Source organism: bacterium (assembly GCA_019637795.1).
Taxonomy (GTDB): Bacteria; Desulfobacterota; Binatia; order HRBIN30; family CADEER01; genus JAHBUY01.
Genome location: JAHBUY010000003.1, coordinates 813,065 through 829,197 on the forward strand (window position 1 = coordinate 813,065; position 16,133 = coordinate 829,197).

A 16,133-nucleotide genomic window follows, 5' to 3' on the forward strand; every position below is an offset into this window, starting at 1 on the left:
GGGTGCGGGGCGTCCCCCTTCAAGGCCACGCCCCGCACCACCCGACTGAAAGCGCTCGTTCCCCCTTCAGCGGTTCCGCACCGTGATGGTGCGGCTCTCGTCATCGTGGCGGCCGTCGCCGGCCCTGACCGTCGCGGTGAAGCTCAGCACGCTGCCGTCGGCCACGGTCGGCGGCACCTCGTGCGTGATCTTGATCGTCTTGTTGCCCGGCCCCTTGAAGGACGGGAACGTCCAGGTGAGCCGCCGCATCCCCTGCGGCGTCGTCTCGGTCAGTGACGGACCCGGAATCGCCGACTTGAACCCGGCGGCGGCGGGGCCCTCGAGCGTGACGACGACGTTCTTGGCATCGCCGCGGGCGCCGTTGGTGACCGTCAGGCTCGACTTGAGCTGACCGGCGCGCCCGCCGGCGATGGTCAGCGTCTTGGGCATCGTCAGCTTGAGCTGCAGCTTGCCGTCGCTGGGCAGCGACCCGGCGCGCAGGCCGCCCGCGAAGGTCCCCTGCGCCGAGTTGCCCTGCGCGTCGACGACGCTGGTGCGGTTGGTCAGGGTCGACCCCGGCACCGCCGACGCGTTGAGCTCGGCGCGGATGACGATGACCTTGCTGGCGCCCGGCTGGAGGCTCGACAGCTTGAAGCTGAGCAGGCCGCCAGCGATGTCGGCCGGCGGCGGATCGGATTCGAGGAAATCGAGGCCGGCCGGCAGGGTGTTGTTGATCACGACGTCGGTGGTCGCGAGCGCCCCCTGGTTGGTCAGCTTGATCACGTAGACCATCGTCGTCACGGCCCCGACACGGAGGTTGCGGGGCGCGCCGGTGATGCTGAGGGTGTAGGGCGATAGCGGCCCCGACTCGGTGCGGTACAGGGTCACTTCGACGGCGCTGGCGACGTGGCCGTGCTCGTCCTCCACCCAGGTGCGCATCGGCACCAGCGTGCCGTCGAAGTAGAGCAGCGGGTCGTCGACCGTGAAGGCGGCGAAGATGCGGCCGGCGCTGGTCGGCGGCATGTCGCCGATCTCCCAGAACAGGTCGCCGTCCTCGGGCGGGCTGGCGAACTCGAGCTCGAGGTTGGGGTCGGGCTCGGCGCGGACGACGACCCCCTCGAGCGTCTCGTCGCTCAGGTTCTGATAGGTGATCGCGTACACCAGCTCGTCCTGGGGACCGAACGGATCGGGCAGATCGTCGATCGACATCCCGAGCACGCCGGGCTCGACCACTTCGGTGTCTTCGTAGGTGCGGGCGACGCGGCCGGTCTCGTCCTCGACCTGGGCCATGTTCTGCACGATGGTGCCCGGCTTGGCCTCCGCCTTCACCTCGGTGGCGATGCTGATCGTGCGCGAGGAACCGGCGGGCAGGAAGGGGAACGTCCAGCGATCGTCGGTGCCGAGGTCGGGCGCCGGCAGCGACGAGACCACCACGAGATTGGGATCGAAGAGCTCGCGCACCACGACGCCTCGCATCGCCGAGGTGCCGCGGTTGGCGACGATGACCTCGTAGGTCAGCGGGCTGCCCGGCGCGACGCCGTCCGGATCGTCCACCTTCTCGATCTCGAGGCTGAGGTCGCTCTGCACGGTGACGGCGATGTCGCGCCCGGTCACCGGCGGGATCAGCGGCGGGATCAGGCACTCCACCTGGTAGCCGGTGAGGACGATGGTGGAGTCGTTGGGTAGACCGGTGTCGACGCGCACCGTCATGGTGACGATGCCGCCGCCGCTCATCGGCAGCTCGTCGATGCTCCAGGTGACGGTGCCGGTGCCGCCGATGGTCGGCGCGCTGTCCGGATCGGAGCTGGCCGCTTCGAAGGTGGTGCCCGGCGGCGTATCGGCGGTGACGGTGATGCCGGTGGCGTGGCCGCCCGCGTTGGTGAAGGTGAGGGTGTAGGTCAGCAACTGGCCGGCGCCGATCGGATCGCGGCTGGCGACGGCGCTGATGTCCAGCACCGGCGGCGGCTCGGTCGGCGTCGAGGTCGGCGTATTCGTCGGCGTCGACGTCGGGGTGCTGGTCGGCGTGTTGGTGGGCGTGTCGGTCGGCGTGTCGGTCGGCGTCGGCGTCGGCGTCTCGGTCGGCGTCATCGACGGCGTGTCGGTGATCGTCGGCGTGCTGCTCGGGGTGTAGGTCGGGCCGACGAGCACGATGGTGACCTGGCCGTCGGCGCCCTGCACCGGGCCGACCGGCATGGCATTGGTGTCCTGCGCCAGCCCGTTGGCGATGGTGATCGGGTAGGTCCCGGGCAGAGCGCTGCCGATGACGTCGAAGCGGCAGGTGTAGAGCAGGCCATCGGGGATGGGGGCGTTGTTGATCGGCGGACCCTGGACGAAGACGCGCAGGGTGGTGTGCGTGCCGTTGACGCCGACGATGCCGGCGGAGATCGACTTGCCGAGCGCCGGGTTGGTCGCGCAGTTCGCCGGATTGATGCTGAGCACGGTGTTGTCGAAGGTGAGGTCGTTGCCGGTGCCGGCCACCTGCGCGCCGAGGATCGAGGAATTGATGGTCACCGGCACGTCGACCGGCTGGCCGGCGAGGCCGACGCTCTCGCCGACGGTGAGCAGCACGCTGATCGGCGTCTGGGTGATCGTCGGCGTGTCGGCGGGCGTCGGCGTCACGGTCGGCGTCAGGCTCGGCGTGAACGTCTGACCGACGAGCTGCACCGTGACCCGGCCGTCGCTGCCCGCAACCGGGGTCACCGGCAGCGCATTGGGATCCTGCGCGATGCCGTTGCTGTTGACCAGGGCGTAGTTGCCCGGGGGCGCGCTGGCGACGATGTCGAAGGCGCAGGAGTAGAGCGGACCGTCTGGAATCGGATCGGTGTTCAGCGGCGGTCCCTGCACGAAGACGCGCAGCGTGCTCTGGGTGCCGCTGATGCTGACGATGCCGGCGGAGATCGCCTTGCCGAGGAGCGGATTGGCGGCGCAGTTGGCCGGATTGATCGACAGGATGGTGTTGTCGAAGGTGAGGTCGTTGCCGGTGCCGGCGACGGACGCGCCGAGCAGCGAGCTGTTGATCGTCGCGTGCACGACCACCTGCTGGCCGGCGAGCCCGATCACCTGATCGAGATCGATCAGCACGCTGACCGGCGTCTGGGAGGGGGTCGGCGTGAGGGTGAGGCTCGGCGTTGCCGTGACCGTCGGCGTCGCCGTGACCGTCGGCGTCTCGGTCGGCGTGTCCGTCTCCGTCGCGGTCGGCAGGTTGGTCGGCGTGTCGGTGGCGGTCGACGTGACCGTCGGCGTCTCGGTGACGGTCGGGGTGAAGGTCGCGGTCCCGGTCGAGCTCGGGGTGGCGGTGATCGATGGCGTCGAAGTCACGGTCGCGGTCGGGCCCACCAGGGTGACGACGATCGACCCGTTGGCGCCGGTCACGAGCGGGAGGTTGGTCCCCATGGGGTCCTGGGCGATGTGGTTGCTGCCGGTGAGGGCGTAGGTGCCGGGCAGGGCGCTGCCGAGGATGCCGAACGTGCACGTGTAGAGCGGTCCGTCCGGCATCGGATCGGTGTTGAGCGGCGCGCCGAGCACCAGGATGCGCATGGTGGTCAGGTTGCCGCTGACGTTGACCACGCCGCCGGAGAGGGTGCGCAGCAGCGACGGGTTCACGCTGCAGTTGCCGAGGCTCAGGCTCAGGGCGGTGTTGTCGAAGGTGATGTCGTTGCCCGCCGCCGCGACATCCAGCCCGGCGGTGACCAGGGAGGCGGTGATCGACACCGATCCGCCCGGCAGCCCGCTGCCGGTGCCGAGGTTGATGCGCACGATCTGCGGCGTGTTGGTCACCGTCGGCGTCGACGTGTGGGTGGCGGTGCTGGTCGGCGTGGGGGTGGCCGTGAAGGTGTCCGTCGCCGTGGCCGTGGGCGTCGCCGTCGCGGTCGCCGTCTCGGTCGCGGTGAAGGTCGGCGTGAAGGTCTCGGTCGCCGTGCTCGTCGGCGTCGGCGTGTCCGTCTCCGTGGCCGTCGCCGTCGGCGTGTCGACCGGCGTCTCGGTCGCGGTGCTGGTCGGGGTCGCGGTGTCGACTGGGGTATCGGTTGCCGTCTGCGTCGCGGTCGCGGTGTCGAGCGGCGGCGCGGTCGCGGTGTCCGTGGCGGTGGCCGTCGCGGTGGGGGTGTCCTCGGGTGTCGGCGTTTCGGTCTCCGTCGCCGTGGCGGTCGCGGTGTCCTCGGGCGTCGGGGTCTCGGTCTCCGTCGCCGTGGCGGTGGCCGTGTCCAGGGGCGTCGGGGTTTCGGTTTCCGTGGCCGTCGCGGTCGCCGTGGCGGTTTCGGTTTCGGTCGGCGTGTCGACCTGTGCCAGGCCGGGGCGGGCCGAGACGAGAGCGGCCAGCAGGACGAGCGCGGGCAACCACACCGCGCGGCGATTCGTCATCAGTCTTCGCATGCCCCCGTTCCCCCCTGCACCGGTCACGTCGCCGGACAGCCGCCGAGGGCGCTGTTGACGCCCGCGATCAGCTCGCTGACGGAGACCTGCCCGTCGCCGTCGCGGTCGAACGCGGCGCAGCCGTCGACTGCCGTGGTGCCGAGGGCGATGTTCACCCCCACAATGAGCTCGTTGATGGAGACGGCGCCGTCGCCGTTGCAATCCCCGGCGCACGCCTGCGGCCCGCGCGTCGGGGTCGCCGTGCCGACGTGGGTCGGCGTGGCGGTGAAGGTCGGCGTGGCCGTGAAGGTCGGCGCTGGCGTGAACGGCACGTCGGCGCCGTTCAACGCCACCGTCACCCGGTCCTGGCTGGAGGCGCTGGCCGCCACGTCGGGCATGCCGTCGCCGTTGAGATCGTCGATCGCCAGCGCGTCCAGCGAGTCGTCGTTGGCGATGATCTTCTCGGCGAGACTGAAGCCGCCGTCGCTGGCGCCCTTCCACAGCTCGAGGCCGAGGACGCTGACGACGAAGAGATCGTCCGTGCCGTCGCCGTCGGCGTCGGCCAGGGCGGCCGCCTCGGGCAGGAAGCCGACGATCTGCGTCGTCGGCGCCGCGAAGGTGCGCGGCGCGGTCTGCGCCAGGGTCAGCAAGCGGCCGTTGTTGTGCGCCACCACCAGCACCTGCGGCCGCGCCAGGCCCGGCGCGGCGTCGATCAGGGCCGCCACCGGCGCGGTGACCGTCGTCACCGACTGCGGCGAGCCGAACGGCGCCGCCGTGCCGGTGCCATAGAACACGAACACCGCGCCACCCTCGCGATCGGCCACCAGCGCGTCGACGTGGCCGTCGCCGTCGAGATCGCCGAGGTCGATGGCGCTCGGCGCCGTGCCGACGACGGTCGTGGCGGTGGTGGCGAAAGCGCCGCTGGGCGAGCCGGACTGGCGCTGGCCGGCGAGCACCGTGAACAGGCCGCGGCTGCCGCCGCTCTGCGCGAAACCGATCACCAGGTCGAGCGCGCCGTCGCCGGTCACGTCGCCGACCCGGATGACGCGCGGGAAGAAGCCGCCGAGCTTGTATTCGACGGGACGGGCGAAGCCGCCGCTGCCGTTGTTGAGGTACACCAGGATGCTGCCGCGCAGCGGAAAGGCGGTGACGTCGTCCACCGCGGCGGCGAGATCGGCGGCGCCGTCGGCATTGAAATCGCCGGCCGCCACCGCGTGCAGGATGTACTTCGACGCGTCCACGCTCACCCGCTGTTCCGGAAAGAAGCTCCCCTGACCCCGATTGAAGAGAATCGACAGCGACGGGCCTTCCGCCCCGGCCTCGTTCGCCGTCACCACATCACGTCCAGCCTGCGCGTCCACGGCCCCGATGGCGATGCTCACCGGCGAGCCGTCGACCGCGTACGTCCCCGGCCGCCCGAAGCGAGGCGCCGCCCAGCCCGGCGACACCACGACACAGAGCCACATTGCCCAGGTGAGACAGAGCCCCGCCCGCCTCACCATGGGCACCCCGGAGCACACGCGCATTCATGCAGGTCCGAACGCTGCATCCTATTGTCCGGCGCTGAAGTTTTTCAAGAATATTTGGACGGTGGGCGAGACGGTGATTTGCCTTGCCGCTGTTGGAGGAGACGAATAGAGACATGACCATGCCCCGGCGACACGCGAATTGGCAAATGGGGGGGAGATTCGCTCTTCCCGGTTTGCTGCACGGGCTCCTCTGCGGGGCTCTTCTTTTGGCCTTTTCGGCGCCGGCGCAGGGCCAGCCGTGCCTCTATGTCGTCAACCAGTTGCGCGGGGCGGTCGAGGCCTTCTCCCGGCCCGGGCTCTCGCTGGTGGCGAGCGTCGGGCTCAGCGAATGCGTGCTGCCGCAGTGCATGCCGACGGCGCTGGCGGTCGACACCGCGCGGCGCCGCGCCTACGTGGCGCGGCAGGACGCCGGCTCGGTGCAGGTCATCGACATGACCGGCATCGCCCCGCCGAAGAAGATCGGGGTCGGGAGCGCTCCGGCCGATGTCGCGCTGAGCCCCGACGGGTCCCGCCTCTACGTCGCCAACCTCGGCAGCGATTCCGTATCGGTGATCGACACCGCGCTCGACGCGGTGATCGACACGATCGCGGTCGGCGACGAACCGCGCGGCCTCGCCGTCCGCCCCGACGGCTCGCGCCTCTACGTTGCCAACTTTCGCGGCGACACGGTGTCGGTGATCGACACCGCCAGCGGCGAGGTCATCGACACCCTGACGGTCGTGATCGGTGGCGGCCCGACGGCCGTCAGGCTGACCCCGGACGGCACCCGGCTCTACGTCAGCAACTTCCGGATCGCGACGGTCTCGGTGCTCGACCTCGCCAATCCCGGCGCGCCCCTCGGCTCGATTCCGGTGGGCCTCGGGCCGCGCGCCATCGCCTTCACGAGCAGCGGCGCCACCGCCTACGTCGCCAACTGGCTCGACGGCACCCTCACCCCGATCGACACCGCCAGCCAGACCCCGGGGACGCCGATCACCGTCGGCCGCGCGCCGATCGACATCGTGCTCACCGACGACGCCACCACCGGCTACGTCGCCAACCTCTCCGACAACACGCTGTCGATCCTCGACGTCGCCAGCGGCGGCGTGACGACGCTCGCCGACCAGGGCGCGCCGTTCGACCTCGCCCTCGGGAGCTGCCCGCTGCTGCCGACGCCGACCGCGACCGTCACCGCCACGCCGCGCTCCACCGTCACCCCGACCCCACCGAGCGGCACCTGCACCGGCGATTGCAACGGCGACGGCATGGTCGCCATCGGCGAGCTGATCACCGGCGTCAACATCGCGCTCGGCAACACCAGCGTCGCGAACTGTCCGTCGTTCGACCGCAACGGCGACGAGATGGTGAGCGTCAACGAGCTCATCGCCGCCGTGAACGCCGCCCTGGGCGGCTGCTGAGCCGCGCGGCGCTCGCCGGTGGCGGCGGCCGCGACGAGCGGCTATTTGCGGCGGATGCGGCGAGCTGGGAAATGGCGCGGCGCGGCGCTGGCGCTGCTGGCGGCCGGGTGCGCCGCCAGCACCGGGCTGACCCAGAGCCGGGCGACGATGAAGGGCATGCCGTGCAGCGAGGCCGACCGCGTGGCGCGCGCGGCGCTGCTGCGGCTCGGCTACGACGGCGAGGTGGTCACCCCGTCGCGGCCGGGGACGCCCGGCCGGATCGTCGCCCACAAGGCCGGCGGCTACGACTACGTCACCAACGCGGCGACCCGCCAGTACACCGCCACGGTGACCGTCACCTGCGCCAACGCCGGCGCGACCCTGGAGGCGGTCACCGACGAGCCGCTGCCCGGCGCGCTGACGTTCAAGGGCGACTTCGTCAGCGCCGTCGACGCCGTCGCGGCGCGCCGCATCCAGCGACCGCAGCTCGCCAGCCGCCCGGCCACCGGCATGGTGATCACCATCGAGCCGCTGCGCGACAGCGAGGCGCGCCACGCCCTCGGCATCGACCTGCCCGCCGCCGGCGTCACGCCGGTGCGCCTCACCATCGACAATCGCACCGACCGCACCTACGCCTTCTCCCCCTCCCGGGTCCGCCTCGAGAGCCAGGAGGGCGAGCGCACCGCGGCGCTGTCCGCGGCCCAGGTTGGCGAGCGCGCCGGCGCGCCGGGCGAACAGGCGGCGAGCCGCCACGCCATCGCCGACACGGTGGTCGCGCCGCGCGCCGTCGTCACCGGCTTCCTCTACGCGCCGGCCTCCGCCTACCGCCGCGCCACGGTGGTGCTGATCGACCAGGACACCGAGGAAGAGGAAGGCTTCAGTGTCGAGTTCTGAGCGGCGCATCGGACGCTGGTCACGGCGCATCGCCGCCGCGGCGCTGCTGCCATTCGTCGGCTGCGCCTCGGCGCCGATCCGTCAGTACGACCTCGCCGACCAGCCGCTCACCTGCGAGGAGGGCAACCACCTCGCCTACCGGACCGTCGAGGCCATGGGGTACACGGTGGGCGCCTTCGAGCCGGCGACGCCGGGACGCGACGGCACGATCAGGGCCAGTCGCCAGGCGCGCGGCTCCGGCGAGGAGCAGCACATGACCGTCGGCATCGCCTGCGGACCGGGCGGCGTCACGCTGAACGCCAGCCGCGACGGCGTGCTGGTCGAGCAGATGGACACCAAGCGCGGCTTCCACCACGCCTTCCTCAACGTGCAGGCGATGGGCGCCGCGCAGCAGCAGCTCGAGGCGCAGATGCGCGCCGGCACCGCGCCGGCCTCGCAGCAACGGCGCGACCTGCGGGTGGTGATCGCGCCGCTGCGCGGCCCGGGCTCGAAGCTCGAGTTCCCGTTCGACCTCGCCGCCGCCGGCATCCTGCCGGTGCGCGTCGACATCACCAACCTCACGCCGCGCACCTATCGCCTCGCCCCCGACGCCATCCGCCTGCAACGGCGCGACCGCACCCGGGTCGCGCCGCTGGCGGTGTCCGCCGCCGCGGCGCAGGTGGCGGCGGCGCGCGTCGGCGGCGCCCCGCTCACCACCATGAACACCGCCGCCATCGCCGACGCGCTCGCCGCCCATCAATTCACGGCGACGTCGATCGCCCCCAACGGCCAACAGCAGGGCTTCCTCTACTTCCCGCTCGCCGACTACACCAGCGCGCGCGCCGTCCTCACCGACGCCGAGAGCGAGGAGGACGAGGGCGTGCGGGTGGAATTCTGACCCGGCGTGCCGGCGCGGCCGCCACCCTGGCGATCACCCGCGCCCCGGGGCATGGAACTGGCGCACCGACGACGCATGGACCGGGTCCTCGCCCGATGAGGTCGATCTCATCCGTGAAGCCCGCGCCAGCCCCGTTCCGGCGCGCTGCGCCGGGTGAATGGCCCGGGCGCGACCGGCCGCTCCGCTGCCCGCCCTGGCCGGATGCCGCGTGGCCATGGACGCACGTCTGTGCTCTACTCCAGAGCTGATGAAACCGGCATCCCCCGCTCCCCCGAAGCCCGAGAAATCGCGCTGGCGCCAGAACGTCGAATCGATCGGCCTGGCGCTGATCATCGCCCTCGCCGTCCGCTCCTCCGTCGTGCAGGCCTTCTGGGTTCCCTCCGGATCGATGCTGCCGACGATCCAGATCGGCGATCACATCTTCGTCAACAAGCTCGCCTACGCCGTGCGCCTGCCGCTGATCGGCACCGAGCTCTTCAAGGTCGGCGATCTGCAGCGCAACGACATCGTCGTCTTCGTCTCGCCGGTCGATCGCTCCACCGACCTCATCAAGCGCGTCATCGCGGTTCCCGGCGACACGGTGGAGATCAGGAACAAGAAGGTGTTCGTCAACGGCGAGGCGATCCCCGACAGCCACGCCCACTTCGTCGACTCGACGATCAATCCGAACGGCGGCCGCGACAACATGCCACCGACGCAGGTCCCCGAGGGCAAGTTCTTCGTCATGGGCGACAACCGCGACCGCAGCTACGACAGCCGCTTCTGGGGCTTCGCCAACATCGAGGACATCAAGGGCAAGGCGACCTTCATCTACTGGTCGCGCGACACGTCGAACGGCTGGCTGGCGGCGCCGCGCTTCGAGCGCTTCGGCCACTTCATCGACTAGCGCCGCGGCGATTCCTGGCGGCGCGCGGCGATCCGCTGCGCGACCGGAGCACACGCACCAGCGCGAATTGCGGCCCCCCAGGGCCTCTGGTACGGTCGCGGTCCCGCGTTCCGAACAACCCGAAAGGAGTCCGCCCATGGCTGGTGGGAAGACCTTCAAGCGCGACCAGAAGCGCCGCAAGGAGATGGCGCGCAAGCTGAAGCAGGAAGAGAAGATGCGCGAGCGCGCGGCGCGCAAGGAACAGAAGAAGTCGATCGACGACATCGACGAGACGATCAACCCACCGGACGAACCGTCGGCCCAGGACGCCGACTGAGCGAGCGCCGCCGTCAGCGACCACGGAGCGAGGCGTCGTCCCAGCAACGCGCAGCGCACGATCGCAACCCCCCGCGCGACGGCGCCGGCGGCCCGTCGCGAGCGCTCATGATGGCGTTCGCAGGCGGTAGAGCGTCAGCTCCAGGCGCGGCTCGTACCACGGCGCCGCGACCCGGGCCGGGCGCGTGACCAGACGGTGGCTGCGGTATTCCACCGCGCGACTCCACACCGGCTCGAACGGCGCCCGCGCCAGCAGCGCCGCGCAATCGGCGGGCGGCGTCCCCTCGAAGCCGTCGTGGCAGAAGCTGCCACGGTAGAAGAACCAACAGCCATCGGGCATCGCGCCGCCGTCGCGCCAGTCGCGCAGGAACGCCGACAGTCCCACCAACCGCGGTGACGCGCCGCCCGCCGGCGGCGGCGCCGTGCGCGCGATCTCGACGTAGCGCTTCATCACCTCGAGGGCGCCGCGCGCGTCGCCGTCGTCGGGCACGATGAGCGCGCACTGCCCCGGCACCTGCGTCAGGGCCTCGCGGAACACCTCCTCGTCAACCGCCGGGCCGTAGCGGCGGGCGAGGTAGTCGCGGTTGAGCAACGGCGTCGCCGCCACGAGCAGCCCGAGGACCACCGCCGCTCCACTCGCCGCGCCGCGACGGCGCAGCCCGCGCGCCAGGACCGCGGCGACGCCCGCCAGGCCGGCGCCGGCGAGCAGCGCCATCCACGGCAGCGCGAACGAGCCGTAGCGGAAGAGCTCGAGATAGGTCTCCGTCGGATCGAAGCCGGTCGGGGTCACGTGCAACGGCACCACCCCGGCGAGCAGGCCGGCGACGCAGGCGGCGCGGGCGCGGCCGCGCAGCCACGCCAACCCGACCGGCAGCGGCAGCCACAGCCACCAGGGCAGCACGGCGCTGGTGGTCAGCAGCTCGCCGAGCGGCAGGACCCGCCAGGGGCCGGCGAGATCGCCGCGGGTGCCGTGCGCGAGTTGCGGCAGCGAGGCGAGGCGGACCACCGTCAGTCCTCCCAACCACACCAGCGCCGCGACCACCGTGCAGCGCGCCCACGACCGGCGGAGAACACCCCAGGCGACGACGAGCAGCGGCAGCCCGATGACGAGGGCCTCCGGGCGCCCCCACACCGCATAGCCGAGGAGCGCGCAGCCGGCGGCGAGCAGCAGCCCCAGGCCGTCCCGCGCGGCCGCGACCAGCGCCAACGCGGCCAGGGCGAGGCTGACCACCGCGCCCGATTCGAAGTCGCTCGAGTAGAGCGCCGCGTGCAGCGGCAACGACGCGAGCGCCAGCCCGGCGAAGACGGCGCTGCCGCGGTCGGCGCCGAGGGCGCGCGCCAGCAGCACCAGGAGCGGTGGCGACAGGGCCGCGACGAGCCGCGGCACGGCGATCGACTCCCACATCGGACGATCCGGCAGCACGAGATCGACGAGCACGGCGATGCCGCTGAAGCCGCGGCGGTACTCGAGCAGTCGGCTCCATCCCGAGCCGCCGTCGGTGAGGACGTTCGCGGCAGTGAGCCGGAAGCGCACGGCGAGGCTCCACAGCAGCACGGATCCGGCGTCGATCGCCGCGGCGCGGGACAGCCGGCGGCGGCGCACGAGCACGCCGACGCCGGCGAGGAGCCCGACCAGCGCGACCGCGAGCGCGAGCTGCACGAGATGTCGCTCGCGCTGTTGCAGCCAGTCCTCGAGCTGCCCCGGATCGATTCCACCCGGCGGCGCCCCCCATTGCACGGACCACGCGACCAGGGGCACCAGCGCCAGCACGGCGGAGAGCAGGAGGGACGGCGGCGTCGCCACGCCCCTCCGGTCGAGCAGCGCGATCGCGAGCAGGGCGGCTGCCAAGACCGCCCAGGTCAGGAGGGGATGCGGCGTCTCGATCCGCCGCGGGCCGCTGGCGCCTGGCGCGACGAGAATCCGCTGCCAGAAAGCGGCATCGACGCGCGGTTCGACGCTCGCGCGCAGGCGCGCCACCGCCGCCTGCGCCGCCGGCGCCAGCGCCGCGGCCGCCGGGCGGCTCTCGACCGTCCCGTCGGCGGCGAAGCGGACCTCGACCGGGGCCTGCCCGTCGGCGGCGAGGACGAAGGCGAACGCGTCTCCTTCGACCCGGATGCCAGCGAGCCGGTAGCCGTCCGCCACCGTTCCCCCGAGGGTGAGCGGCGCCGCCAGCGCCGCGATCTCGCCCTCGCGGCCGCCGGGGATGACGCCGCGCGGCACTGCCATCGCCGCGCAGGGCGCGAACAGGAGCAGCGCCGCGACCACGACCCGCTCGAACCGCCCGCGACACCGCTCCCGGGAACGGCCCTGGCAGGAAACGCGCGCCGCGGCGCGGCGGAGGTCGCTCACGATGTCGGCTCCGTGCTGAACGAATCGGGCCGGACAGAGCAAAGCGGCGGCGGAAAGGCAACGGCGAGGAGGCGCGCGATCATCGCCGTCACCTCGGGCCGGCAGCCCGGCCGACGCGCGATCGCGACCTCGCCTGACGCCGCGCCAGGGTCGGCGCCCTGGCTGCGTAGCCGCCGGTCAGCCGCGGCGACCTCGCCGCGCCAGCGCGCGGCCCCTCAGGGCGCGGCCAACCAGACGGTGAGCGCGGCCGTTCCCTCGCACGACGGGCGGCCGATCTGCGAGCACTGCACGGCGGCGAGCAGGTCCAACCGCCCGTCGCCATTGACGTCCGCGGTCGCGACCACGACCGGCGCCCCGACCACCGCCAGCGAGCGCGGCATCGTGAAGGCGCCGTCGCCGAGGTTGAGCGCCAGCGACAGGCGATCGGCGGAGTCGCCGGTCCCGTCGCCCCAGTCCGGCCCGATGGCGACAACGAAGTCCGGCGCCCCGTCGCCGTTCAGATCGCCGCCGGCGATGTCGTTCCAGTCGCCGCCGCTGGCGAACGTCCAGAACCGAGAGAAGCTGCCGTCGCCGGCGCCGAAGGACACGTCGACGTTGCCGTACGGCCACGACCACGCGAGGGTGTCGAGGTAGCCGTCGCCGTCGAGGTCGACCAGCGGACCGTCCGCGCCGCCGCCGACCGGATCGCCGAACGTCCCGTCGCCGCGTCCCAGCAGCACGTCGTCGCTCGAGACGACGTCTGGCACGCCGTCGCCGTTGAGGTCGGCAATCGCACGCACGGCGTAGCAGTAGGGGTCCTCCCCGGAGCACGTCTGCGGGCGGATGGTCCTGGTGGCGCCGAAGGTTCCGTCGCCGTTGCCGCGGTACGCGATCACCGTTCCGGACCCGTCGGCGAGCACGAGATCGGGCACGCCGTCGCCGTCGAGGTCGCCGGCCGCGAACGACGGCGACGACGACCTGCCGCGCCCGCGGTAGGTCGCGCGCGGCGTGAAGGCGCCGCGGCCGTCGTTCAGCGCTGCCGTCACCCCGAGGTCGTCGCCACTGCCGTCCGCCGCCGTCTGCAGCAACAGATCGGGCGCCCCGTCCCCGTTCAGGTCGAGGACCTCGGCCGCCCGGATCGTCCCCCGCGGCTCGAAGCCGCCGCCGGGTGCGAGCGAGAATCCGCCCGCGCCGTCGCCGCGCGCCACCAGCACCAGGCCCTCGGTGGCCAGCACGGCGTCGATCCGGCCGTCGCGGTCGACGTCGGCGGCGAAGAGCGCGAACGGCAGGGCGGGAAGCCACAGGCTCCGCGGGGCGCGATACGCCGGCTCGCGGATGCTCGCGCACGGCCGCTGGCCGGCGCGCACCGCGGCGATGATCTCGGCGATCGAGATCTCGCCGTTGGCGTCGCGGTCCGCCACCGCGCAGGCACCCGCATCGGCGTCGCCGGCCGCCACCACGGCGGCGACGAGGTCGTCGACGCCGGTGCGGCCGTCGCCGTCGCAGTCGCCGCGGCAGGGCTCGACGATCTCCACCTCGAAGATGCCAGCGGACGAGCCGGCGTAGACCACGTCCGGGCGATCGGGCGCGAACGCGAAATCGTTCACATCGCCCGGCAGCCCGGCGGTGAACACATGCCACGAGGCGCCGCCGTCGTCGGAGCGGTAGGCGAACCGCCAACCGGCGGCGAAGACGCGCCCGGCCGAATCGACCGCGACGGCATCGATCCACTCCGGGCCGTAGCCGCCGAGCCGAAGCAGCGACCAGGTGCGGCCACCGTCGCGGCTGACGTAGAGCCCGTCGGTGCCGCCGCGTCGCGAGCCGTACCAGAAGCGGCGCCCGGCGAAGAGCGTCCCCGGACGCCGCGGATCCACCGCCAGGGCGGTGAATTCGCCCCCTCGCCGATCGCGCAGTCGCCACGAGGCGCCGCCGTCGGTCGAGACGAAGAGCGAGCGGGCACCGAACACCGCGACGTATGCCGTCCCGTCGGCGGCGACGGCGATCTGCGACACCTGGACATGGCGGAGCAGCCGCTGCTCGATCCGCTGCCAGGTGTCGCCCCCGTCGGCGCTGACGTAGAGGCCCTCCCAGGTGCCGGCATAGAGCCGCGCCGGGTGGCTGGGATCGACGGCGAGCGCCCGCACGTGGAAGCTGGCGTTGTATGGCGGCGGGTCGAACACCAGCCCAGTGGGCTGCCAGGTGGCGGCGCGATCGTGCGAGACGAACACGCCGTGCTCGGTGCCGGCGTAGAGCGTGTCGCCGCGCACCGGGTGCGGCGCCAGCGCGAAGACGAAGCCGCGCAGCCCGGTCGTCGGGAGCGTCCAGCTCCGCCCGTGGTCGGTGCTGCGGAACACGCCGTCCGCCGGCGCGTAGAGCGTGCCGTCGGCGCCAGCGGTTATCGGCACCGGCGCCGCGCCGAGCCCGGACGAGGCGCGCTGCCAGGTGGTGCCACCATCGTCGCTGCGGGCGATGCCGGCGCTGGAGAATCCGGCGTAGAGCGTCGCCCCCGCCGTCGCCACCGCCTGGACGCCATCGAGCCCCATGGGCTCGACGCCGTCGCCGCCGCCGCGAATGCGGAAGAGGCCGCGGTCGGTGCGGACGAACACGGCGGCCGTCCCGGCATCGGCGGTGAACCCCCACACGCTCACCCCCGCCAGGTCCGGATCGGGGGTCCAGGTGTTTCCGCCGTCGTCGCTGCGGAAGAGGCCCGCGTCGTAGGTCCCCACGTACAGCAGGTCGGAATCGACCGGATCGATGGCGAGGGCGCTGACGTCGAGCGGTTCCGGAAACGCGCGCAGCGTCCACGTGCTGCCGTAGTCGGTCGAGGTGTGCAGCCCGCGCGGACTGACGGCGTGAACGGTGCCCGAGCGCCGCGGGTCGAGCGCCAGCGACCGGGCCAGGGACTGGGCGACGGTCGCGACCGCCCAGGTGACGCCGCCGTCGCGGCTGATGCCGATCTGGGCGAGTCCCTGGGTTACGTACAGGGTCCGCGGTTGTTGCGGATCGATGGCGATGGCGACCACGTCATCGCTCAGCACCGGGATCGGATCGCTCCAGGTCTCGCCGCCGTCGTCGCTGCGGCGGATGTACCCCTCGCCCGAATCGTCCTGGCTGCCGACGTAGAGCGTCGACGGCGTCCGCGGATCGACCGCCAGGGCGGTGAGGTAGTCGTCGATGGGCAGGCGCCGCCAGTGCTCGCCGTCGACGGTCTTGAAGAGGCGACCCGCCGCCGCGTAGGCGATGCGGGGATTGGTCAGATCGACCGCGAGCGCGCGCACGGAACCGCCGTCCGGCCCGATCGCCGTCCACACATTGCGCCCCGCCGCCGCCGGCCGCGCGGCGACGACCGCGGCCGCCAGCGCTCCGGAGCAGAGCGCGACTCGCCAACGGCGAGCGCCACGCGTCGCGATTCCTCCCATGCGCACCAGACCCCCGTCGCGGCACGAAGCAACGCCCATGCCGCGATCCCGGATCGCCGCGGCGGCGCGCGGCGCCGCGCGCATGGCCTTGCATCGCGACCGGACACTGGCGCGATTGCCAGCGCCGCGGGCCATCACCGGTGGCGGTGGACGCCGTAAGGGAAATCCCTGATCGGGAA

General features: G+C 72.6%; 9 protein-coding genes. 5 read left to right on the forward strand and 4 right to left on the reverse strand.

What is annotated here, in order from left to right:
• Window positions 1–66 precede the first annotated feature (66 nt).
• Window positions 67–4,338 (reverse strand): DUF11 domain-containing protein, encoded by a 4,272-nt coding sequence (locus KF840_13485; protein MBX3025914.1) that lies wholly within the window; start codon window positions 4,336–4,338, stop codon window positions 67–69.
• A 35-nt stretch (window positions 4,339–4,373) separates the two neighbouring features.
• Entirely contained in the window at window positions 4,374–5,795 is a 1,422-nt protein-coding gene (locus KF840_13490; GenBank protein MBX3025915.1) for a VCBS repeat-containing protein, read from the reverse strand.
• A gap of 209 nt (window positions 5,796–6,004) precedes the next feature.
• Between KF840_13490 and KF840_13495 the strand changes: the two genes are divergently transcribed.
• The 5 genes from KF840_13495 (at window position 6,005) to KF840_13515 (ending at window position 10,207) form a co-directional block, all read left to right on the forward strand.
• The gene (locus KF840_13495) at window positions 6,005–7,255 is read left to right on the forward strand and encodes a YncE family protein (GenBank protein ID MBX3025916.1); all 1,251 of its coding nucleotides are present in this window, start codon (window positions 6,005–6,007) and stop codon (window positions 7,253–7,255) included.
• 54 nt (window positions 7,256–7,309) lie between these two features.
• A complete protein-coding gene (locus tag KF840_13500) occupies window positions 7,310–8,128 on the forward strand; it encodes a hypothetical protein (GenBank protein MBX3025917.1) in 819 nt (272 codons plus the stop codon).
• Window positions 8,115–9,005: a hypothetical protein gene (locus KF840_13505; protein ID MBX3025918.1), complete on the forward strand. Its 891-nt coding sequence runs from the start codon at window positions 8,115–8,117 to the stop codon at window positions 9,003–9,005. The genes KF840_13500 and KF840_13505 overlap by 14 nt, the downstream gene beginning before the upstream one ends.
• A 247-nt stretch (window positions 9,006–9,252) precedes the next feature.
• Window positions 9,253–9,891 carry a signal peptidase I gene (lepB, locus tag KF840_13510; GenBank protein ID MBX3025919.1) on the forward strand — a complete coding sequence of 213 codons (639 nt, stop codon included), beginning with the start codon at window positions 9,253–9,255 and terminating at the stop codon, window positions 9,889–9,891.
• 136 nt (window positions 9,892–10,027) lie between these two features.
• The gene (locus KF840_13515; protein MBX3025920.1) at window positions 10,028–10,207 is read left to right on the forward strand and encodes a hypothetical protein; all 180 of its coding nucleotides are present in this window, start codon (window positions 10,028–10,030) and stop codon (window positions 10,205–10,207) included.
• Window positions 10,208–10,312: 105 nt separating this feature from the next.
• Here the strand turns inward: KF840_13515 and KF840_13520 are convergent, their stop codons facing one another.
• Together KF840_13520 and KF840_13525 are read right to left on the reverse strand one after the other, a co-directional pair.
• Window positions 10,313–12,556 carry a hypothetical protein gene (locus KF840_13520; protein MBX3025921.1) on the reverse strand — a complete coding sequence of 748 codons (2,244 nt, stop codon included), beginning with the start codon at window positions 12,554–12,556 and terminating at the stop codon, window positions 10,313–10,315.
• 215 nt (window positions 12,557–12,771) lie between these two features.
• Window positions 12,772–15,813 carry a VCBS repeat-containing protein gene (locus KF840_13525; protein MBX3025922.1) on the reverse strand — a complete coding sequence of 1,014 codons (3,042 nt, stop codon included), beginning with the start codon at window positions 15,811–15,813 and terminating at the stop codon, window positions 12,772–12,774.
• Window positions 15,814–16,133 lie beyond the last annotated feature (320 nt).